We start from the raw sequence: 19,256 nt of genomic DNA, 5'->3' as shown, positions 1-19,256 counted from the left end.
GAGCATACCGGCACGGTGCGTGCCGTTGACAAACCGACCGAGTCGGCACAAGATGAGTTATCGACACGTATCGTGCCGATAATTGGCAGCCGGGACCGCACTCAGCGCCCGATAAGAAATAGATCTCGACCGGCCGGGTGCGGCCGATACCACCGAGCTTGCCGAACAACGACAAATGAGAACAATGACGAGGAGAACGCTGTGAAGACCATGACCTGCCGCCAACTGGGTGGCCCGTGCGACATGGAGCTGAGTGCAGAGACCGCCGACGAGATCATCAAGGCACAGGATCGGCACCTACGGGAGGCCGCCCGCAGTGGCGACGAGGATCATGTCCCGGCCCACGAAGAGATGAAAGGACGCTGGAAGCATCCAGTGAAAGCGATGGGGTGGTATCGCGACACCAAGAAGGCTTTCGCGGCGCTTCCATGAAGTCATCGAGCGGACAGGAGCCCCAGTGCCCGCCTCTGCAGCGATTCACGCGCCTGGGGCTGTCTGACTTCCTCGGCCGGGGTCAGACGTTGAAGCGGAACTCGACTACATCGCCGTCGGCCATGACGTAGTCCTTGCCCTCCATCCGAACCTTGCCCGCCGCCTTTGCCGCGGCCATCGATCCGGCCTCGACCAGGTCGTCGAAGGCCACGACTTCGGCCTTGATGAAGCCGCGTTCGAAGTCGGTGTGGATGACACCGGCGGCCTTCGGGGCGGTATCGCCCTGGTGGATGGTCCACGCGCGGGCCTCTTTCGGGCCCGCGGTGAGGTAGGTCTGCAGACCGAGGGTGTGGAAACCGGCGCGAGCCAAGGCGTGCAGGCCGGGTTCGGATTGGCCGATGGATTCCAGGAGTTCGGCGGCGGATTCGTCGTCGAGTTCGAGGAGTTCGGATTCGACCTTCGCATCCAGGAAAACCGAATCCGCAGGAGCTACAGACTCTTTCAGCTCCGCAACCTTGGCCTCGTCACTGAGCACCGACTCGTCGGCGTTGAAGACGTAGAGGAAGGGCTTGGTGGTGAGCAGCGACAGTTCCTTCAGAAGTTCGCCGTCGATCTCCTTCGCGGCGTGGAACAGGGTCCGCCCGCTGTTGAGAATCTCCTGCGCCTGCTTCGCGGCATCCGCGTAGGGTTTGCGGTCCTTCTTGACCTTGGCTTCCTTCTCGAGACGGACGACCGCCTTTTCGAGGGTCTGCAGGTCGGCGAGGATGAGCTCGGTTTCGATGACCTCGATATCGGAGGCCGGGTTCACCTGGCCGTCCACATGCACCACATCGTCGTCGGCGAAGACGCGGACCACCTGGCAGATGGCGTCTGCTTCGCGGATGTTGGCGAGAAACTTGTTGCCCAGGCCGGCACCTTCGGAGGCACCCTTCACGATGCCGGCGATATCGACGAAGGACACCGTGGCGGGCACGATACGGGCCGAACCGAAAATTTTCGCGAGTTCGTCCAGGCGGGGGTCGGGCAGCGGAACCACGCCGACGTTGGGCTCGATGGTCGCGAAGGGATAGTTCGCGGCGAGCACGTCGTTGCGGGTCAGCGCGTTGAACAGCGTCGATTTTCCGACGTTGGGCAGGCCGACGATTCCGAGGGTGAGACTCACGAGGACTGGAGTCTACGCGGGCGGGCGGCCGGGGCGGCGGTCGGCCGTCCGTGGGCGCAGGCGCCGGCGCGCAGGCTCGCGGAGAAGGCGCGGCTGAGCCGTCACCTCTTCGTCGTCCACACCCCCGCCGGTCTCGGCGCGATAGTAGGAACCGGCGGCGCTACGCGCACAACCCGCGTAGCGTGACACTTATGGAGCCGACCTCCGAGGTGGTGACGGCCCACCCGGCCCCGGCATTGGCCGCTTTCATCGACGGATATATCGGCTACCGGATGACCGGGTTCGAAGCGGGCCTGCATCGCGGGCTGCCGTCCCGGCATATGACCTTCATCGTGGCCATCGGGCCGGTCATCGACGTGGTCAGCCAGACCGACGCCCGCCAATCCCCGGACAACTACCGCTGCATACTCGGCGGCCTCCAGGACACCCCGGCGGTGATCGCGCACGACGGCACCCAGGAGGGTGTCGCCGTAAAGCTCACCCCGATGGGCTGCCGGGCGCTGTTCGGGCTGCCCGCGGCGGAACTGTGGAGTACTTCGATCGAATTCGGCGACCTGATCGGCGCGCCCGGGCGGCAACTGTGGGAGGAACTCCAGCAGCATTCCGGCTGGCCACAGCGGTTCGCGGCCTGCGATCGGGTGCTCACCCGGCTGCTGGTCCCGGGACGGACCGTCGGCCTGGAGCTGTCCTGGGCGTGGCGGGCGGTGGCGCGGTCGCATGGGACGATGGGTGTCGAACCGCTCGCCGAACGCATCGGGTGGAGCAGGCAGTACCTCACCAAACGATTCAGCAGCGAGTTCGGATTGAGCCCGAAGGTGGCGGCACGGATCGCCCGGTTCGAGCGGGCCAAGCAGATGCTGCTGAACACGCCGTCGTTCGTTTCGATCGCACAGGTGGCCGCCGCCTGCGGGTACTACGACCAGCCGCACCTCAATCGCGAGTTCGCGAGACTGGCCGGTTGCAGCCCGACCCAGTGGCTGGCCGAGGAGATTCCATCCGTCCAAGACCCGGAGCTCGCCGGCGAGCCAGGCTGAAACCATGACAGCACCGGAGAAAACCACCACGACAACCACACCCGCACCGGCCGTCTGGCCGTGCCTGGCCTTCCGGGATGCCCGCGGCACCGCGGACTTCCTGGTCCGGGCCTTCGGATTCGAACTGACCGCGATGTATCCGCGCGACGACGATCCGTCGGTCATCGAACACGCCGAACTGCGCTGGCCCGAGGGCGGCGGAATCATGTTCGGCACCGCGGACAAAGACGGCGGCCTGCCGGAGCGGCGCACGCCGGGCACCGAATCCGTGTACGTCGTGTGCAGCGACCCGGACGGCCTCTACGAACGCGCCACCGCCGCGGGTGCGGAGACGATCAGAGGAATGAAGGACGAAGATTACGGGTCGCGCGGATTCACCGTCGCCGACCCGGAGGGCAACTACTGGAGCTTCGGAACCTACCGCGGCCAGTGACAGGGCCGGTCCTCGCCGTATACCGGCCACCCGGCGCGGGCCTGTCCCTGATGCGGCAACTGGACGCATCGAGGTGATCGCACCCGCGTCTTGACCTTCAACCTGCTCGAAGCCCGATGATGGGCGCGTGCCCGAATCCGACCTGATCACCATCGGTGCGTTCGCCCGCTCCTGCGGTATCACCGCCAGCGCGCTGCGCTTCTACGACGACTCCGGCCTGCTCGCGCCGGCCGGGGTCGACGAGAGCACCGGCTACCGCTACTACGCCCCCGAGCAGGTGGCCCGGGCGGTGACCATCCGCAGGCTGCGGGATATCGATATGTCGCTGGACGGTATCGCCCGGGTGCTCACCGCCGACGCCCACGATGCGGCCCGGCTGATCGACGACCACATGACGCGACTGGCCGAACGCACCCAGCAGGCGCGCCGGACCGCCGAGATCGTGAAAGCCGCGCTGGGCGAACCGTCCGGATGGCCGGTGGCCGCGGTGCGTGGACCGGTGCTCGCGGCGGCGGTCGAGCAGATCCTCGCCGCCACCGGCACCGACCCGGACCTGCCCGTATTGGCCGGCGTCCGGCTCGAAGCGACCGCCGAATCGCTGACGCTCACCGCCACCGATCGGTACCGGTTGTCCACCCGCACGGTCGTCCCCGAACAGGCCGGCTCGGCCGAATGGGCGGCAACCGTGGACGGTGCCGATCTGAGCGCGGTGTTGCAGCAGATCCGCCGCGCCCACCTGGTGGAACTGGAGGCCGGCGAGCACAGCGTCCGGTTCCGTTCGGCCGGGGAAGTCGTCCGCACTTGCCGGACGCTGACCGAACCCTTCCCCGACCACCGCGCGCTGCTGGCCTCGCTCCCCGCGACACGAACCCATGTGGTGGTGTCGAAACACGGATTGCTGCACGCGCTGGAACGGCAGCGGGCGCGCTGTCTACGGCTCACGGTTTCGCCGGGCGCACTGGAAATATCCGGGACCGCAGCAGCGCCAGAGGAACTGTCCGCGCTGGTCACCGGCGCGTCCGCCGAGCTCGTCTTCGATTTCACCATCCTGCACCCGGCCGTCGCGACCGCCATCGGACCCGATGTACGGCTCGATATCGGCGGCCCGCACGACCCGATGGTCGTCCGGTCCGCGGACAACGGCGACCTCACCACCCTGGCCATGCCGGCCGACTCCACAGTTGTCGACACCGAGAAACGGATCCCCCGATGACCACTGATCAGCTGTCCCCCGACACCACCATGAACGCCATCACCGAAGCCGTCATGCTCGGCCGGGCCGGCGATATCGAAACCGCTCGCACCCGGCTGCTCGAACTCTGGTCCGAGATCGGCACCGCCGGCGACGCTCTGCACCGCTGCAGCCTCGCCCACTATCTGGCCGACCTCTACGACGATCCCGCCCGCGCCCTGGCCTGGGATATCCGGGCCCTCGACGCCGCCGACACCCTCGGCGACGATCGCGCCCAGCAGTACCACGCAAGCCTGCAGGTGGCCGGATTCTATCCGTCCCTGCACCTCAACCTCGCCGACAACTACCGGCGGCTGGGATCGTGGGGCGCGGCCGCCGAACAGCTCGCCTCTGCCCGGAAACATCTGAGCGCTCTCCCGGACGACGCCTACGGTGCGATGATCCGCACGGCACTGGACGAAGTCTCGACGGCGATCGCCCAGCGATCCACCGACCGCCGCCCGAGCGCTCCGGGACCACAGTCCTGAACGGATCGGCTCCGGTATACCGGAACCGTGTCCCACCGGCGGTGACGCAACATATACGCACGCATCGAATCGCGGGCGATCCCGTGTTCGGCACGGCCTTCGGCCTCGGCTACCGGATCGCCGGGGCCTGCGGTGCCGGAATCCGGCGACTTCGCCGACGGTAGCGGCGACGGCGGCTGTCTAGGGTCGGTGGATGAGTTCCTACCGGATCCTCGTCCGGGCACTGTACATCGCCGGCGCGGCCCTGCTCACGCTGTTGCTCCTCGTTACACAGCTACGGCTGTACCGGGCCGATCAGCCGCGCATCGATATCGCGGCCCAACTGCACTTTCTCCGGTCCGAACTGGAAACCGGCCTCGGCGATGAGATGCAGGGCATGTTTCCCGAGGGCTATTTCTTCTCCTATGTCCTCTACGGATTGACATGGACCGATATCGCGCGCGCTGACCCGTCGTACCGGGATGAGGCGGTGCGGGAGGCTCGCTGGGTGCTGGACCGACTCGGCACCGCATCCGGGCGAGCGGCATTCGATGCGAACCTGCGCCCCGAATACGGTGTCTTCTATGTCGGTTGGTCCAGCCGGTTACGCGGGGCGGTAATCGAACTCGCCGGTCCGAGTGCGCCGGAGACAGCGCGGTTCACCGCCGATTGCGCGGCGCTCGCGGCGGCATTCGAGGAGAAGGGACCGTTCCTCGAAGCGTATCCGGGGCAGGTCTGGCCGGTCGACAGCGTGATCGCCGTCGCGGCGCTGCGATTACACGACCGGGTGGTCGAGCCGCGTTTCGACGGGGTGATATCGAAGTGGCTGCGCTCGGCCCGCGATCGGCTGGACCCGGCCACTGGGTTGCTTCCGCACTCGGCAGAGCCCGTGATCGAAGGCGCGCGCGGTTCGTCTCAGGCGCTGATCCAGCGATTCCTGCTGGAAATCGACAGCGCATGGGCCGACGAGCAGTACGGCATATTCCGCCGGGTGTTCGTCGACACACCGTTCGGCCTGACGGGGGTGCGCGAGTATCCGCGCGGGCGCGACGGTCAGGGGGACGTGGACTCCGGGCCATTGATTCTCGGTGTCAGCGCCTCGGCCACGGTCGTCGCCCTCGGCGCGGCGCGGCTGCACGGCGATCATTCTCTGGCGGGGTCACTGACTGCTCTCGGTGAAGGACTCGGTGTACCGGTCACTCTCGGCGGGTCCAAACGCTATGCCTTCGGGGTCCTCCCCATCGGCGACGCGTTCCTGGCCTGGTCCTTCGCCGCACCGGTCGCCGGCGCACAGTCCTTCCCACCGATTACCCCGTGGTGGTGGCGGCTGCCTTGGCATGCACTCGGGCTGGTCGTTCTGGCGCTGCTGTGGTTACCGATGGCCGGCATTCTGATCCGGCGAATGCGGCCGGACACACTCCGGGCCACCAGCCCCCTGCCGGACGAAAACAACGATGCTGTGACCGATGGTCAGCGCGCCTGATCGAAGTCGTCGGGCAGGAGCCGGAAAGCTCCGTATCCGGCAAGTGGGCGCAGTGCGCGAAAGTCACGCCGGTCGAGGGTGAGTACCGCATCGGTATCGAATGTATCCGCCAAGCAGACACATATGGCGTCGACCAGATCGAGGTTCATCGCGGCGTAGCGGGCCCGGACCTCGACTGCTGCGCGAATGGTCCGCGCATCGACCTCGGGCAGGACGATCCGGCTCGACGCCACACGCTCGGCTATCGATCGCAGGATGCTGTCCGCGGCTCGGCGATCGGCTCGGATACTCGCCACATGGTGTACCTCGGTCAGCGCGAGCGGACTGACCACTATCGCACTCGCTGCATCGGCGGCTCGGCGCGCGGCGAAATGGTCGGGATCGGAGCGGTTGAACAGAGCCAGCAGACCGGAGGTGTCGGCGACGGCGATCACGCCGGCTTGTTCATGGCGTCATGGATATCCGCTTTGCTGATCGGACCGCCCAGATCGAAGGTTTCGTCATCGGTCAGCAGAGCCGTGTCCCACCGGCGGTGACGCAACAAATAGGCACGCACCGCATCGCGGGTGATCTCGTGTTTGGCACGACCTTCGGCCTCGGCCTGCGCATTGAGCGCACGCTCTTCGTCCTCCGGTAGTCGCATCGTCCAGGCCATACTTCGATGATACCAACCTAGGTATCATCGCGGTTTCGGTCAGGATGCGCTGAGCTTCGCGAAGTCGGGGGCGTAAACGGTCATCCAGTGCGGGCGCAGGCGGTAGAAGACGACCTCGGTGTCCCAGTCGAAGCCGTCGTCGCCGTAGAGATCTTTGCAGTACGCAAGCAGTTCGGGCCACTCGGCGTCCGGTTCACCACGGGCCGGATTCAGGACCTCCGCGGTGCCGTGGGTGAACACACCCAGATCCTCACCATCCATATGCGCGACGCTGGCTGCGGGCCTTGCGGCGAGGTGGCGGGCCTTGGCCGCGTTACGCGCGGTGCCGAAGTACCACCGGCCGTGCAGGAAGTGCCCGTCGACGCCGCTGATCCGCGGCTCCCCCTTGGCAGTGACGGTGGACAGGGCCAGTGTGCGCATACCCGTGAGGACCGTGGTGAGCTGTTCCGCGGTCAGGGTGCGGTCGGCGTCGATGATCGAGCGCAGATGAGTGGTGGAGCCCGCGAGGGATGCATCGAGCAGGGCCTGCAATGCGGTGAGTTCTTCCGGCGTTTCGCGCATTCTCCCACCGTATGCGCGGCCGGCTCCGCCACGGTTGACCGAAATTGCTCTGTTCGGTGCGGGCGCGCAACCCTGCTGTCGTCCGCTCAGCGCGCCACAGCGACCGTTCGGCGCAATCGTCCGACCACTCGGTACCCATCGGTTAACTTCATGTGACAGGCATGTCCGCTCGCTGTACAGGAGTTGCCCGATGAGGACAATCGAATACCTCGAGACCGACCCCGACCGGCCACCGGTCGGCGTGGTCGACCGATCCCCGATCACCCCCGCGAAGAAGGCGATCTTCGCGGCCATCGCGGCGCTCGGGGCGGTGGCCTGGACGATCCTTGCGATCGCGCGTGGTGAGTCGGTCAACGCCGTCTGGATCGTGATCGCCGCGGTGTGCACCTACATCATCGCCTACCGCTTCTACGCCCGGCTGATCGAATACAAGGTGGTCAAACCCCGCGACGACGTCGCGACGCCCGCCGAGATCCTGGACAACGGCAAAGACTTCATGCCGATGGACCGCCGGGTGCTGTTCGGGCACCATTTCGCGGCCATCGCAGGCGCGGGTCCGCTGGTCGGTCCGGTGCTCGCGGCGCAGATGGGTTACCTGCCGGGGACCATCTGGATCATTGTCGGTGTCGTCTTCGCCGGCGCCGTCCAGGACTACCTGGTGCTGTGGGTGTCGATGAAACGGCGCGGCCGCAGCCTCGGCCAGATGGCGCGCGACGAACTCGGCGCGATCGGCGGCTGGGCAGCGATCATCGGCGTCCTGGTGATCATGATGATTCTGCTCGCGGTGCTCGCGCTGGTCGTGGTGAACGCGCTCGCGGAAAGCCCGTGGGGTGTTTTCTCCATCGCGATGACCATCCCCATCGCCCTGTTCATGGGTGTCTATCTGCGCTATCTGCGGCCGGGCCGGGTCGGGGAGATCTCGGCCATCGGTTTCGTGCTGCTGATCCTGGCGATCATCGCGGGCGGCTGGGTCAACGAGAACGAGACCTGGGCGGGTTGGTTCACCTTCTCGCCGGTCACCATCTCCTGGATGCTCATCGCCTACGGTTTCGTGGCCTCGGTGCTGCCGGTCTGGCTGCTGCTGGCGCCGCGCGACTATCTGTCGACCTTCATGAAGATCGGCACCATCGGGCTGCTGGCCGTCGGCATCCTGATCACCCTGCCCGTGCTGAAAGCACCCGCGATCTCGGAGTTCGCCACCTCGGGCACCGGCCCGGCGTTCGCGGGCAGCCTGTTCCCGTTCTTGTTCATCACCATCGCCTGCGGTGCCCTGTCCGGATTCCACGCACTGGTGTCGTCGGGGACGACGCCGAAGCTGCTGGAGAAGGAATCGCACGCCAAGATGATCGGCTACGGCGGCATGCTGATGGAGTCGTTCGTGGCGGTGATGGCCATCATCACGGCCTCGATCATCGACCAGCATCTGTACTTCGCAATGAACGCCCCGGCCGGCGCGACCGGCGGTACCGCGGAAACCGCCGCCGCCTACACGAACGGTCTGGGTCTGTCCGGCCCGCCGACCAGCGGCGCCGTACTCGACCAGGCCGCGGCGGATGTCGGCGAGGAATCGGTGATCTCCCGTACCGGTGGCGCGCCGACGCTGGCGATCGGTATCTCGGAGGTGTTCTCGGGATTCCTCGGCGGTGCCGGGATGAAATCCTTCTGGTACCACTTCGCGATCATGTTCGAGGCGCTGTTCATCCTCACCACGATCGATGCTGGCACCCGCGTCGCGCGGTTCATGCTCTCGGATTCGCTCGGTAACCTGCGCGGCCCGGCCCGCAAGTTCTCCGACCCGTCCTGGCGGGTCGGGGCCTGGCTGTGCTCGGCGATCGTGGTGGCCGCCTGGGGTTCGATCCTGCTCATGGGCGTCACCGATCCGCTGGGCGGTATCAACGCGCTGTTCCCGCTGTTCGGTATCGCCAACCAACTGCTGGCGGCGATCGCGCTGGTGGTGGTACTGACCATCCTGGTGAAGAAGGGCCTGACGAAGTGGGCCTGGATCCCCGGTATCGCACTGGCCTGGGACCTGATCGTCACCATGACCGCCTCCTGGCAGAAGATCTTCTCCGCCGACCCGAAGGTGGGCTACTGGAAGCAGAACAGCATCTGCCGCGCCGCCCGCGACGCCGGCGAACTCTGCCTGACCGCGAAAACCCCCGGCGACGTGGACGCGGTGATCCGCAATACGTTCATCCAGGGCGCGCTGTCGATCATCTTCGCGGTGCTGGTGCTGATCGTGGCGCTGGCCGGTGCATGGGTGTGCTACCGGGCCTGGAAGTCCGGCGGTACCTCCACCACGGAATCACCGGAGGAGCCGTCGAAGATTTTCGCGCCCAGCGGTTTCCTTCCGACCAAAGCGGAGAAGGAAGTGCAGCGGGAATGGGACGAGCTGATCGCCAAGGGTGAGGCCGAGGTGCCCGGAGCCGCCCACGCGGAGGTTCGCAGTTGATTCGCCGCGCCGCACCGGCCCACCACCGGGATACCCCGCCGCGCCCCGCAGTGTGGCGTAGGGGCGCAACGGCGGTGGTCCGGGCGGCGCGCACGGTCGCCTGGTATATGGACTCCGTCGTCGGCGGCCAGGATTATCAGCGCTACGTCGCCCATATGCGCCGGGTGCACCCCGGCAAGCCGATCCCCGACGAACGCGCGTACTGGCGTGAGCGGCACGCGGACGCAGAACGCAACCCGGGCGCCCGCTGCTGCTGACCGGACGGGCACTGCGCCGCCCCGAATTCCACGCCAGACCCCGGGGCCACGAAGCCACGCGGTGCAGTTACCCCCGAGGTCCGTCGCGCCTGCGCGGCGGACAGCATCCGCAACGCTGCGATCCCGTGCCGGATCGGCAACCCGTTGCACTCGGTCCGAACCGCACGGCACGGCAGTCGCGGCCGACCGCCCCGGGGGCAGATCGTCTTCGATATCGGAGCCGGCTGCCGCCGGGCCGGTCCGCTTGTGCGCTCGAGGCCGTCGCATCCAGTGATGATGCGTAGAACCTGCACCATGATCGTCCGTGACCTGCACAGACAGCGGGCACGGCGCCCCAAGGACTCACCCACCATGATGTCTGTTTTCCGCTAGCCACGCCCCGCTCGACCTGACATCGTGAACCGGGTGAGCATCACGGTCCTGGATTTCGAACGCTGCTACCGCGCCGTCACCGCGCGCGATTCCCGGTTCGACGGGCAGTTCTACACCGCCGTCCGCACCACCGGGATCTACTGCCGCCCGTCCTGCCCGGCGATAACCCCGAAACCGGCGAACGTGACCTTCCTCCCGACGGCCGCCGCCGCGCAGCAGGCCGGTTACCGGGCCTGCCGGCGTTGTCTGCCCGATGCCGCGCCGGGGTCACCGCTGTGGAACACCCGGGCGGATCTCGCGGCGCGGGCCATGCGGCTCATCGGCGACGGCTTGGTGGAACGCGGCGGAGTGTCGGCGCTGGCGGCGACGCTGGGCTATTCGCAACGCCAGCTCACCCGGGTGCTCACCAGCGAACTCGGCGCCGGCCCGCTCGCGCTGGCACGGGCCCATCGGGCGCATACGGCGCGGCTGCTCATCCAGACCACGGAGATGCCGATGTCCGATATCGCCTTCGCCGCCGGTTTCGCGAGTATCCGCCAGTTCAACGACACCGTGCGCGAGGTGTTCGCGGTGAGCCCGAGCACCATGCGCACGGAGGCGCAGCGGCGGGATCGCGCCGATTCGTCGCGGAACCGGTCCGGATCGGCAGGGCCGACCGGACCGGGGGTGAACGACCCGGCAGCAGCCACCACCTGCGGCACCCTCACCCTGCGGCTGCCCTACCGCGAACCACTCGACCGGGACTGGCTGGAATGGTTCCTGGCGGCCCATACGACGCCCGGCCTCGAACTGTGGCGCACCGAGCCGACCGGCGAAGGCGCCTACCTGCGCAATCTTCGTACCCCGCACGGTTACGCGGGGATACGGCTCAGTGTGCTGCCGGGCCATGTCCGCGCGGACCTCGCCCTGCGAGATATGCGCGATCTCGCGCCCACCGTCGCGCGGATCCGGCATCTCCTGGACCTGGACGCCGATCCGGTCGCCGTCGACGAAGCACTCCTGCACTCGGGGCCGGCCGGCGACGGTGCACCGTTCACCCCGGGCATCCGGGTACCCGGCTGCGCGGACGCCTCGGAACTGTTGCTACGCACCATGATCGGTCAGCAGATTTCGGTGGCGGCCGCGAACACCCACACCGCCCGCCTGGTCGCCGCGCTAGGTGAACCCACCGACGGGCCGATCCCGCGCCTGTTCCCCACTCCCGCCGCGATCGCCGAGCACGGCGCGGACGTACTGGCCGGTCCCGCTGCGCGCATCCGTTCGATCACCGCCGTCGCAGCCGCACTCGCGAGCGGCGAGCTGGTGCTGCACCAGGGCCGGACAGCCGCTGACCTGCGCCGCGACCTGCTGGCACTCCCGGGCGTCGGACCCTGGACCGCCGACTACGTGACCATGCGGCTGCTCGCCGACCCCGACATCCTGCTCACCACCGATCTCGTGGTCCGCCGCGGCGCCGCCCGGCACGGGATCGACCTGTCCGACACCACGCGCTGGTCACCCTGGCGCTCCTACCTGTCCATGCAACTGTGGCGCTCCGAACTGCGCGCCCGCGCCACCGGGAAATCCGCTGAACCCGAAGCGAAAGTGAGTATCTCGTGACGACCGCCCCCACCCTCTCCCCGACCCACACCGGCACAGCCGATTTCGCGACCGTCGACACCCCGCTCGGCCCCTTCACCACCATCGTCGCAACGGACGGTGCGGTACTGGCGGCCGGCTGGACCGCGGCGCCGCAAGACCTGCGTGTCCTCGTCCACCCCGCGCTACGACCGGACAATGTGCGCGCCCGCACCGAACTCGGTTCCGTGACCGCGGCTGTCACCGCTTACCACCAGGGCGATCTCACCGCGATCGACGCTGTTCCGGTACGGCAGCAGTCGGGGGAGTTCCTCGCGCATGCCTGGGACGTGCTGCGCACGGTTCCGCCCGGTAATCCCATTTCGTACACAGCTTTCGCCGCCCGCGCCGGTCGACCGGCCGCCACCCGCGCCGCCGCCGGCGCATGCGCCCGCAATGCCGCCGCACTCTTCGTACCGTGCCACCGGATCCTGCGCACCGACGGCACCCTGGGCGGTTTCCGCTGGGGACTGCCCGCCAAACGCTGGCTGCTCGACCACGAATCGCCCCGCTGACGGCTCTCGACCGCGAGGAAACTGGTTCGTCCGGGCGTCCGCTCAGCAAACTGGGTTACGTCGATCGCCTCGGTGAGACCGACGAGCGACGCGGTGCTGCCGAAGACCTCGGTATCCGGGTCCGCCGCATCGCAGAACAAACCACCACCTCGTGAGCTGCATCGAATTCGATCCGGGTGGGCACCTTGCGGCAATGGAGGCGCCCACATCATCGACGACTTGCCCGCCGTACTCCGCGGATTCCGGCGGTAGGCCCGAATCCTCGCGATGCTCGGCCGCGTTACCCGGAAGGACCGGCGGCCGCGGATCAGACGACGGTGGCCTGCACTCGGGAACCGTGGGCTCCACGGATGACATGCAGACGGCTGGGGATGCGCTGGCGCATCTCGTCGACATGGCTCACCAGGCCCACCACACGCCCGCCCGCGCGGAGTTCGTCGAGCACCCCCATTACGGCGTCCAGGGTATCGGCGTCCAGGCTGCCGAAACCTTCGTCGATGAACAGCGTGTCCAGGATGATCCCGCCCGCCTCCGCGGCGACGGTATCGGCCAGACCCAGTGCCAGCGACAGCGAAGCCATGAACGTCTCCCCGCCGGAGAGGGTGCGCGCGGGACGGACAGCACCGGTGTAGTCGTCGTGGATATCCAGCCCCAGGCCACCGCGCCGGCCGTGCGTACCGGCGCGGTCGGTGTGTACGAATTCGTAGCGCCCGCCCGACATCCGGCGCAACCGCGCCGACCCCGCGACCGCAACCTCCTCCAGCCGGGCCGCCAGCACATAGGACCGCAGCGACATCCGGCGGTTGTTCTCGCCACGGCCGGCGACAACCTCGGCCAGCTCCGCCAGCTCCCGGTGCGCCCGCTGCGCCGGGGTGATGAGGTCCACCGCCGCCCACAACTGTCCGCACAGGGTTTCCAGCCGGGTGACCCGCTGCACGGCGGCCCCGTGCACAGCCACTGCCTCGTCCAGCGCCTGCCGGGCCTTGTGCACCGCCTCGGCGAGTCCGTCCTGGTCACGGGGTTCGGTCGCGGCGGCCGCCTGGATCTCGGGTTCGTCCACCACGGCCTGGGCGGCCGCCCGCGACTCCTCGGCGGCGGCGAGGGCGGCACGGATGGTCTCCTGCCGTTCCCGGGTCCGGGTAGCCGCCGCGATCAACGGCGCATACGAGCGCAGAACAGCCGATAGCGCCGCGGGGTCAACGGCCGACCCCACCATCTCGGCCGCCCCTGGACCACCGGCAGCCCCTGCAACGCCGATCTCCTGAGGCTCCCCGGACAGCCCCGCGACGCCGGCACCCTCAGATCCACCGGCCACCTCGGCGACGCCGGTCTCCTCGTGTCCGCCGACCGCCTCCGCGGAATCGCTTCCACCTGTTGCCGACTCGCCCGGCCCGGCGATACCCGACCCGTTCGGTACGCCGGCGAACTCCGGGACGCCCGTGTCACGCGATGGGCGGGCCCGCACCGCTCCAGCGGCTGCACGCAGCCGGGCCGCGTGATCCTCCGCGGCCGAGCCGGAACGGTCCGATTTCTCGATCGCCTCCGCGCGCGCACCGAAACCAGCTGCAATCGCGAGCTTTTCGACGCGCGCCACGCATCCGGCCGCTTTCTCCCACGCGGCCCGCGCGGCTCCCAGGGTTTCGCGCCGGTCCCCGGCGGCGGCGATCAGCGCGTACAGGCGTTCGCGGCGACGGCCGATCGTCCCGTCGTGACCTGCCGCGGTGCGCAGTTTGCGGTCGATTTCGGTGAGCCGTTCGTGACCGGCTCGCCACTGTGCGGCCACCGCGCCGGCCTGGGTCTCGGTCTCGCGGAGGGCATCGTGTAGCCGATTCTCGTCCGCGCGCAGGCGGGTGATCTCGGCGGCGCATTCACCGGCCGTGGCGGCCAACTCTTCCGCATCACCCCAGCGGTCGGTGGCCCGGTCCAGAGCCGCGGCGAGTTCCACCGGGTCGGTATCGCCGCCGCGGGCGACCAGAGCTTCGATATCACGCTCCACCTGTGCCATTGCACTCTGGGCACGCTCCGAGGTGACGTGGGCGGCCTGTTCGGCTCCGACGGCCGCCGCTTCGTCGTCTTCGGAGACCGACGCCGTCCCGGCACGCGCGGGCTGTGGATGGTCGGCCGATCCGCAGACTGCGCAGGCCTGCCCGTCTACGAGATGCCCGGCCAGTTCCGCCGCCATCCCGGCCAGACGTTGGGCACGCAGATCCAGCACCCGTTCGCGGGCCTCCAGATGCGCCGCCCGCGCTGCGTCGGAATCGACACGCGCTCGATCGAGCCGGGTTCGCGCCCCGGCCAGTTCGACCGCGGCGGTGGCCGCCTGCTGCAACCGCTGGTGTTCGGACCGCAGGCCGGGCAGCGCCGCCTTGGCGTCGTCTGCCTCGCGCGCTCGGGCCTCGGCAGCCGCCAGGGCCTCCGGCAAGCGGGCCCGGCGCGCGGTGAGTTCCGCGGCCCGGTCTCGCAGCCGCGCACCGATTTCGTCGAGTTCGCCGAGCTCGGCCCGTAGCTTCTCGGCGTTCGCGGCGGCGGACCGGATCTCCTCGAGCTGACCGAGGTGCGCGCTCCAGCCTCGGATCGCGGTGTCCAGGGTGAGATCCTCGTCCGGGCCGCTGTCCGGTGCGTGCGGCGTCGATACACCCGCCGCACGCTCGGGCTCCAGCGCGAACAGAGCGAAATCGCCGCCGTCGTCTCCACGGTCCGATTCCGTCCCGGCAGGGACAACGTCGACCGGGGTGCTCCCCCGGGCGGATTCACCCGGCCGGTTCCCGGCGGCTCGCTCGATAGGCGCGTCGGGCCGTACCAGGCGAATCCCGGGAACATCCAGGCTTTCGGGCTCCGCGGCCAGGCGAGTCAATCGCCGGGCCGCGGCATCGGCCGCTGCATCGCACCCCTGCGCGGCTTCCACCGCCTCCTCGGCCTCCGCCAGCGCGGCGGCGGCCGGCTCGGCGCGCCGGGCCCGTTCCAGTTCGGCCCGGTCGTTCTCGCGCTGCCGGTCATCGGCCGCGTAGTCGTCGAGCTGCTGCCGCGCGAGGGTGAGACGGTGGCGTCGTTCGGCCGCACGGCGTTCGCTTTCCGCCTGTTCGTCGGCGTCCGCCGATTCCTCTCGACGCAGCGCCAACTCACGTTGCGCCATCTCCAGGTCGCCGCGGGCGGTGTTCAGCAGATCCTGTGACCATTCGACCGCATCGAGGATATCGATCCGCTCGGTGCGGTCGATACCCGCGGTCACCGCGACCCGGGTGATCAGATCCTCGACATTGCGCTGCTGCGCCCCGATCTGTTCACCGGAGTTCTTGCGCTGCGCGGCGAGCCACTGTTCGGCTGTGCCGAAACGGCCGGTATCGAACAACTTCTCCAGTAGTCGTTCCCGGTCCTCGTTCTCGGCGCGCAGGAAACGAGCGAAATCTCCCTGGGGGAGCAGAACGACCTGGAAGAACTGGTCGGCGCTCATCCCGAGCAGGCGGATGACCTCATCACCGATCTCGTTGATCCGCGACAGATTCGTACCGCGTCCGTCCAGCCAGGCCAGGGTGGCCTTGGCGGGCTCCACCCGGTTTCCGCTGCCGCGCAGTTTGGGCCGTTCGAATTCCGGGCTGCGGATGATCCGGACCCGACGCCCGCCCAGGGTCGCCTCGAGAATCACCTCGGGCCGGGTATGCGCGGGCGCGTGATCGGAATGCAGGCGTTTGTCCCCGCGGGCGCCGGGGACCCGGCCGTAGAGCGCGTAGGCGATGGCGTCGAGGATCGTGGTCTTACCCGCGCCGGTACGGCCGTGCAGCAGGAACAGCCCGTCCGCGCCGAGTTCCTCGAAATCGATCGCCGTGGTTTCGGCGAACGGGCCGAACGCCGTCATCTCCAGCCGGTGCAATCTCATGCCGTGAGTTCCGTTCCGGCGTCCACCGGTTCCGCGAAGGCGGTTGCGGACTCGGGCTCGCGTACCGCGGCGGACAGTGCCCGGGCCAGCCATTGCATCTCGGTTTCGCTGGGTTCGCCCCGGACATCGCCGAGAAAGGTGCGGGCGATATCGGTATCGTCGCGGCCGCGCACCCGCTCCCGGTATTTCAGTGCCGTGTCCGCCTGTGGACGCTCCCATTCCACATGCACCGCATGCGGAAACCGCTCCCGTAGTTTCCGCATGGCGTCCACCGGCCGGGCGTAATCGGTGAGGGTGACCGAAACGTAGTGCTGTTCGGCCGGTTCCCACGCGGAATCGCCGAGTAGTTCCTCCAGTGTTCCGGTGAGTTTGCTCAGACCGCGGACCTGCGGTAGTTCTCGTTCCTGCACTTGGGCGGGACCCGCGGCGTCGAGATCCACCAGCCACACCTTCTTCCGGTGTGAACTCTCACCGAACGAGTACGGCAGTGGCGATCCCGAATAACGCACCGATCCGGCCAGAGTCTGCGGGGAATGCAGGTGCCCGAGGGCGACATAGTCGGCCGCGAGTTCGGTGAACAACTGCAGCGGAACGGTCTCCACCCCGCCCACCGAAATGGAACGTTCCGAACCACCGGCCACTCCACCGACCACGAAGGCGTGCGCCAGCAGTACCGCCCGGCCCCCCGGGCGTTGCGCCATATCGGCACGGATACGGTTCAGCACCGCGGCCAGCACTTCGGCGTGGGAGCGGGCCTGCGGGACGCCGAGTTCGGCGCGGCATATCTCCGGTTCCAGGTAGGGGATCCCGTAGAACGCGACCTCGCCGTGGGAATCGGACAGCAGAATCGGCCGGTGTGAATCGGCCACGGTGGTGCGCAGATACAGCCCACCGGCGGCGGCGAAACTGGCCCCGGCGCCGAGCCGGGTGGGGGAATCGTGGTTGCCCGAGGTTGCCACGATTCGCGCCCCGGCCGCGCGGATGGCCTCGAAACCCCTGTTGCACACCGCGATAGCGTCGGCACTGGGGATGGACCGGTCGTAGACGTCGCCGGGGAGCACCACGGTATCCACCCCTTCCGCGGCGACGAGTCCGGCTATCGCCTCGAGGACCCGCTGCTGGTCGGCCAGCAGGTCGACGCCGTGGAAGGTGCGTCCGATATGCCAGTCCGACGTATGCAGGATTCGCATGACCGCGAATTTAGGGCAACCCACCGACAGCTTTCAATGCGACTCCGATTCCCGGCGACGCCACACCGGCAACACGCCGACACCGTTCTCCGCCCGCCGATCCGGCCACCGCCCCGCACCACCGACCGTGTCCCATTACCGCCCGCGTCTCGAATGAGCCATTCGTGGCGGGCGCCACCAACAGGTCGGGACAGTAATGAATATGCGCGCCGAGCACCGTTTCCGCACAATCCTCACGCCGGACCCGCCGTGCCGTAACGCGGCCGACCCTTCCGGGCGATAGTGTTCATTACGTGGCTGCTTCCCAACGAGTGAATTCCCGGGTGCCCGCGCCGCAACGTTCGTTACTGCCGACGGTGCCGGGCGTACCGGCGTATGCCGCGGTGCTCATCGCGGCGGCGTGCACATTCGTGGGCTTCCTCATCGACGCCCTCGGCGATGTCACGGACCTCACCGGCACCTTCAGCGCGTTCTATGTCTTCGGCTGTCTGGCGGCCGTTGCGACCGTGCGGTTCCGCGGCTTGTTCCCGACGATGGTGCTACCGCCGCTACTCCTGTTCATCGCGGTCCCGCTCGCCTACCGCCAGCTCACCGGGAGCAGTACCTCCTCGGTCAAGGACATCCTGCTGAATCTGGCCATCCCGCTGGTCCACCGCTTCCCGCCGATGATGCTGGCCACCGTGCTGGTGTTGCTGGTGGCGGCGATCCGGATCGCGCAGTACCGGTCGGAGAAAACGGCGCGGGAAACCGCCGAGGCGCGGCGCGGCACGAGCTGGGGCCGGCGCGAACGGCGCACGAGCCGCGCGCAGCCGCGCAACCGCTCCGAAGACCGGCCGCACCGCGAGACCACGAAACGCTCCGGTCGTGGACAGTCCAAACGGTCGGCGGCCGGCGAGGGAAAACCGGCCCGCGGGAGTAAACCGACGCGCGCGGAAACACTGGCCGCCCGTTCGAAGACGAGTACGCGGGCCAAGGCCAAATCCCGGCCGAAGCGCCCGGAGAATCCCGAACCGGATTACACCCGTGAATCCGCCCCCGAGCCGCCACGCCGCGGCAGCCGGGGCCGCGCGGCGGCGGACCAACCGGCGCGCGCGGCTACACCCCGTTCCCGGGAAGCCCAGCCGCGGGCCCGGGACGTCCATCAACACCGTCCGCCGCGTTCCGGTGCCCCGATGCCGGAGGAACCGGCCCGAGCCCGCACCCGGCGCGGAGGCGGCGAACCACCGCGCCAGCCGCAGGTCGCGCGGTTTCGCGATCGGGAGCCCATCCCGGAACGCCGGCGCCCCGAACGGATGTGAACGGCCGGGACGAATCCCGGGCACGGCACATCGCCGTTCGGCGCCCACCCGCATACCGTCCGATACTTCCCGCCGCCCCCACAGCGCACCACGGCACGGCCGCATATCCGGCGCAGACGTGCACCAGTGGACCGCCTCGGCACCCGCAACCGCGGTAGCAGCAGCGATCGAATCCGCCCGCTCGCGGCCAGCCGGTCGGTTGGGTGGAATATCACCCTCGCAC

Annotated in this window: 17 protein-coding genes; 11 read left to right on the top strand and 6 right to left on the bottom strand. The window is 68.5% G+C overall.

What is annotated here, in order from left to right; genetic code table 11:
- Positions 1-210: 210 nt before the first annotated feature.
- On the top strand, positions 211-432 hold the full coding sequence (locus IU448_RS16775; protein ID WP_228813432.1) for a hypothetical protein: 222 nt from the start codon (positions 211-213) through the stop codon (positions 430-432).
- Positions 433-514: 82 nt separating this feature from the next.
- Here the strand turns inward: IU448_RS16775 and ychF are convergent, their stop codons facing one another.
- The gene (ychF, locus tag IU448_RS16770; RefSeq protein ID WP_195056567.1) at positions 515-1,594 is read right to left on the bottom strand and encodes a redox-regulated ATPase YchF; all 1,080 of its coding nucleotides are present in this window, start codon (positions 1,592-1,594) and stop codon (positions 515-517) included.
- Positions 1,595-1,785: 191 nt separating this feature from the next.
- On the opposite strand from ychF, the gene IU448_RS16765 reads away from it, so the two are divergent.
- From IU448_RS16765 to IU448_RS16745, 5 genes are all read left to right on the top strand, one after another.
- Entirely contained in the window at positions 1,786-2,628 is an 843-nt protein-coding gene (locus tag IU448_RS16765; RefSeq protein ID WP_195056566.1) for an AraC family transcriptional regulator, read from the top strand.
- 4 nt (positions 2,629-2,632) lie between these two features.
- Entirely contained in the window at positions 2,633-3,061 is a 429-nt protein-coding gene (locus tag IU448_RS16760) for a VOC family protein (protein WP_195056565.1), read from the top strand.
- 127 nt (positions 3,062-3,188) lie between these two features.
- On the top strand, positions 3,189-4,274 hold the full coding sequence (locus IU448_RS16755) for a MerR family transcriptional regulator (RefSeq protein ID WP_195056564.1): 1,086 nt from the start codon (positions 3,189-3,191) through the stop codon (positions 4,272-4,274).
- Entirely contained in the window at positions 4,271-4,780 is a 510-nt protein-coding gene (locus tag IU448_RS16750; protein WP_195056563.1) for a hypothetical protein, read from the top strand. Before IU448_RS16755 ends, IU448_RS16750 begins: the two co-directional genes overlap by 4 nt.
- 193 nt (positions 4,781-4,973) lie before the next feature.
- Complete coding sequence (locus tag IU448_RS16745; RefSeq protein WP_195056562.1) at positions 4,974-6,242, top strand: hypothetical protein; 1,269 nt, start codon at positions 4,974-4,976, stop codon at positions 6,240-6,242.
- On the opposite strand, the gene IU448_RS16740 is transcribed toward IU448_RS16745, so the two are convergent.
- From IU448_RS16740 to IU448_RS16730, 3 genes are read right to left on the bottom strand one after another with little or no spacing between them, the layout of a single operon-like run.
- On the bottom strand, positions 6,230-6,676 hold the full coding sequence (locus IU448_RS16740; protein WP_195056561.1) for a type II toxin-antitoxin system VapC family toxin: 447 nt from the start codon (positions 6,674-6,676) through the stop codon (positions 6,230-6,232). The two genes, IU448_RS16745 and IU448_RS16740, sit on opposite strands and share 13 nt — an antisense overlap.
- A complete protein-coding gene (locus tag IU448_RS16735; protein WP_195056560.1) occupies positions 6,673-6,897 on the bottom strand; it encodes a CopG family transcriptional regulator in 225 nt (74 codons plus the stop codon). The genes IU448_RS16740 and IU448_RS16735 overlap by 4 nt, the downstream gene beginning before the upstream one ends.
- A gap of 39 nt (positions 6,898-6,936) precedes the next feature.
- Complete coding sequence (locus tag IU448_RS16730) at positions 6,937-7,458, bottom strand: pyridoxamine 5'-phosphate oxidase family protein (RefSeq protein WP_195056559.1); 522 nt, start codon at positions 7,456-7,458, stop codon at positions 6,937-6,939.
- A 190-nt stretch (positions 7,459-7,648) separates the two neighbouring features.
- Here IU448_RS16730 and IU448_RS16725 point away from each other — a divergent pair, with 190 nt between their 5' ends.
- From IU448_RS16725 to IU448_RS16710, 4 genes are all read left to right on the top strand, one after another.
- The gene (locus IU448_RS16725; protein WP_195056558.1) at positions 7,649-9,910 is read left to right on the top strand and encodes a carbon starvation CstA family protein; all 2,262 of its coding nucleotides are present in this window, start codon (positions 7,649-7,651) and stop codon (positions 9,908-9,910) included.
- Positions 9,907-10,167: a YbdD/YjiX family protein gene (locus IU448_RS29400; protein WP_267467150.1), complete on the top strand. Its 261-nt coding sequence runs from the start codon at positions 9,907-9,909 to the stop codon at positions 10,165-10,167. The genes IU448_RS16725 and IU448_RS29400 overlap by 4 nt, the downstream gene beginning before the upstream one ends.
- A gap of 405 nt (positions 10,168-10,572) precedes the next feature.
- Entirely contained in the window at positions 10,573-12,138 is a 1,566-nt protein-coding gene (locus tag IU448_RS16715) for an Ada metal-binding domain-containing protein (protein ID WP_416383010.1), read from the top strand.
- A complete protein-coding gene (locus tag IU448_RS16710; protein WP_195056556.1) occupies positions 12,135-12,671 on the top strand; it encodes a methylated-DNA--[protein]-cysteine S-methyltransferase in 537 nt (178 codons plus the stop codon). Before IU448_RS16715 ends, IU448_RS16710 begins: the two co-directional genes overlap by 4 nt.
- A gap of 307 nt (positions 12,672-12,978) precedes the next feature.
- On the opposite strand, the gene IU448_RS16705 is transcribed toward IU448_RS16710, so the two are convergent.
- Complete coding sequence (locus IU448_RS16705; protein ID WP_195056555.1) at positions 12,979-16,545, bottom strand: AAA family ATPase; 3,567 nt, start codon at positions 16,543-16,545, stop codon at positions 12,979-12,981.
- Entirely contained in the window at positions 16,542-17,735 is a 1,194-nt protein-coding gene (locus IU448_RS16700; RefSeq protein WP_195056554.1) for an exonuclease SbcCD subunit D, read from the bottom strand. The genes IU448_RS16705 and IU448_RS16700 overlap by 4 nt, the downstream gene beginning before the upstream one ends.
- A 293-nt stretch (positions 17,736-18,028) precedes the next feature.
- Between IU448_RS16700 and IU448_RS16695 the strand changes: the two genes are divergently transcribed.
- Positions 18,029-19,033 carry a DUF6542 domain-containing protein gene (locus IU448_RS16695; RefSeq protein ID WP_195056553.1) on the top strand — a complete coding sequence of 335 codons (1,005 nt, stop codon included), beginning with the start codon at positions 18,029-18,031 and terminating at the stop codon, positions 19,031-19,033.
- Positions 19,034-19,256 lie beyond the last annotated feature (223 nt).

Source organism: Nocardia flavorosea, from assembly GCF_015477805.1.
GTDB lineage: Bacteria > Actinomycetota > Actinomycetes > Mycobacteriales > Mycobacteriaceae > Nocardia > Nocardia flavorosea_A.
This window is presented reverse-complemented; position numbering and strand designations above follow the sequence as displayed.

What these genes read in the sequence shown, in the direction of transcription:
- IU448_RS16775 (WP_228813432.1), top strand. Translation starts at nt 211, where the DNA reads ATGACCTGCCGCCAACTGGGTGGCCCGTGCGACATGGAGCTGAGTGCA.
- IU448_RS16765 (WP_195056566.1), top strand. Translation starts at nt 1,786, where the DNA reads ATGGAGCCGACCTCCGAGGTGGTGACGGCCCACCCGGCCCCGGCATTG.
- IU448_RS16760 (WP_195056565.1), top strand. Translation starts at nt 2,633, where the DNA reads ATGACAGCACCGGAGAAAACCACCACGACAACCACACCCGCACCGGCC.
- IU448_RS16750 (WP_195056563.1), top strand. Translation starts at nt 4,271, where the DNA reads ATGACCACTGATCAGCTGTCCCCCGACACCACCATGAACGCCATCACC.
- IU448_RS16745 (WP_195056562.1), top strand. Translation starts at nt 4,974, where the DNA reads ATGAGTTCCTACCGGATCCTCGTCCGGGCACTGTACATCGCCGGCGCG.
- IU448_RS16735 (WP_195056560.1), bottom strand. Translation starts at nt 6,897, where the DNA reads ATGGCCTGGACGATGCGACTACCGGAGGACGAAGAGCGTGCGCTCAAT.
- IU448_RS16730 (WP_195056559.1), bottom strand. Translation starts at nt 7,458, where the DNA reads ATGCGCGAAACGCCGGAAGAACTCACCGCATTGCAGGCCCTGCTCGAT.
- IU448_RS16725 (WP_195056558.1), top strand. Translation starts at nt 7,649, where the DNA reads ATGAGGACAATCGAATACCTCGAGACCGACCCCGACCGGCCACCGGTC.
- IU448_RS16705 (WP_195056555.1), bottom strand. Translation starts at nt 16,545, where the DNA reads ATGAGATTGCACCGGCTGGAGATGACGGCGTTCGGCCCGTTCGCCGAA.
- IU448_RS16700 (WP_195056554.1), bottom strand. Translation starts at nt 17,735, where the DNA reads ATGCGAATCCTGCATACGTCGGACTGGCATATCGGACGCACCTTCCAC.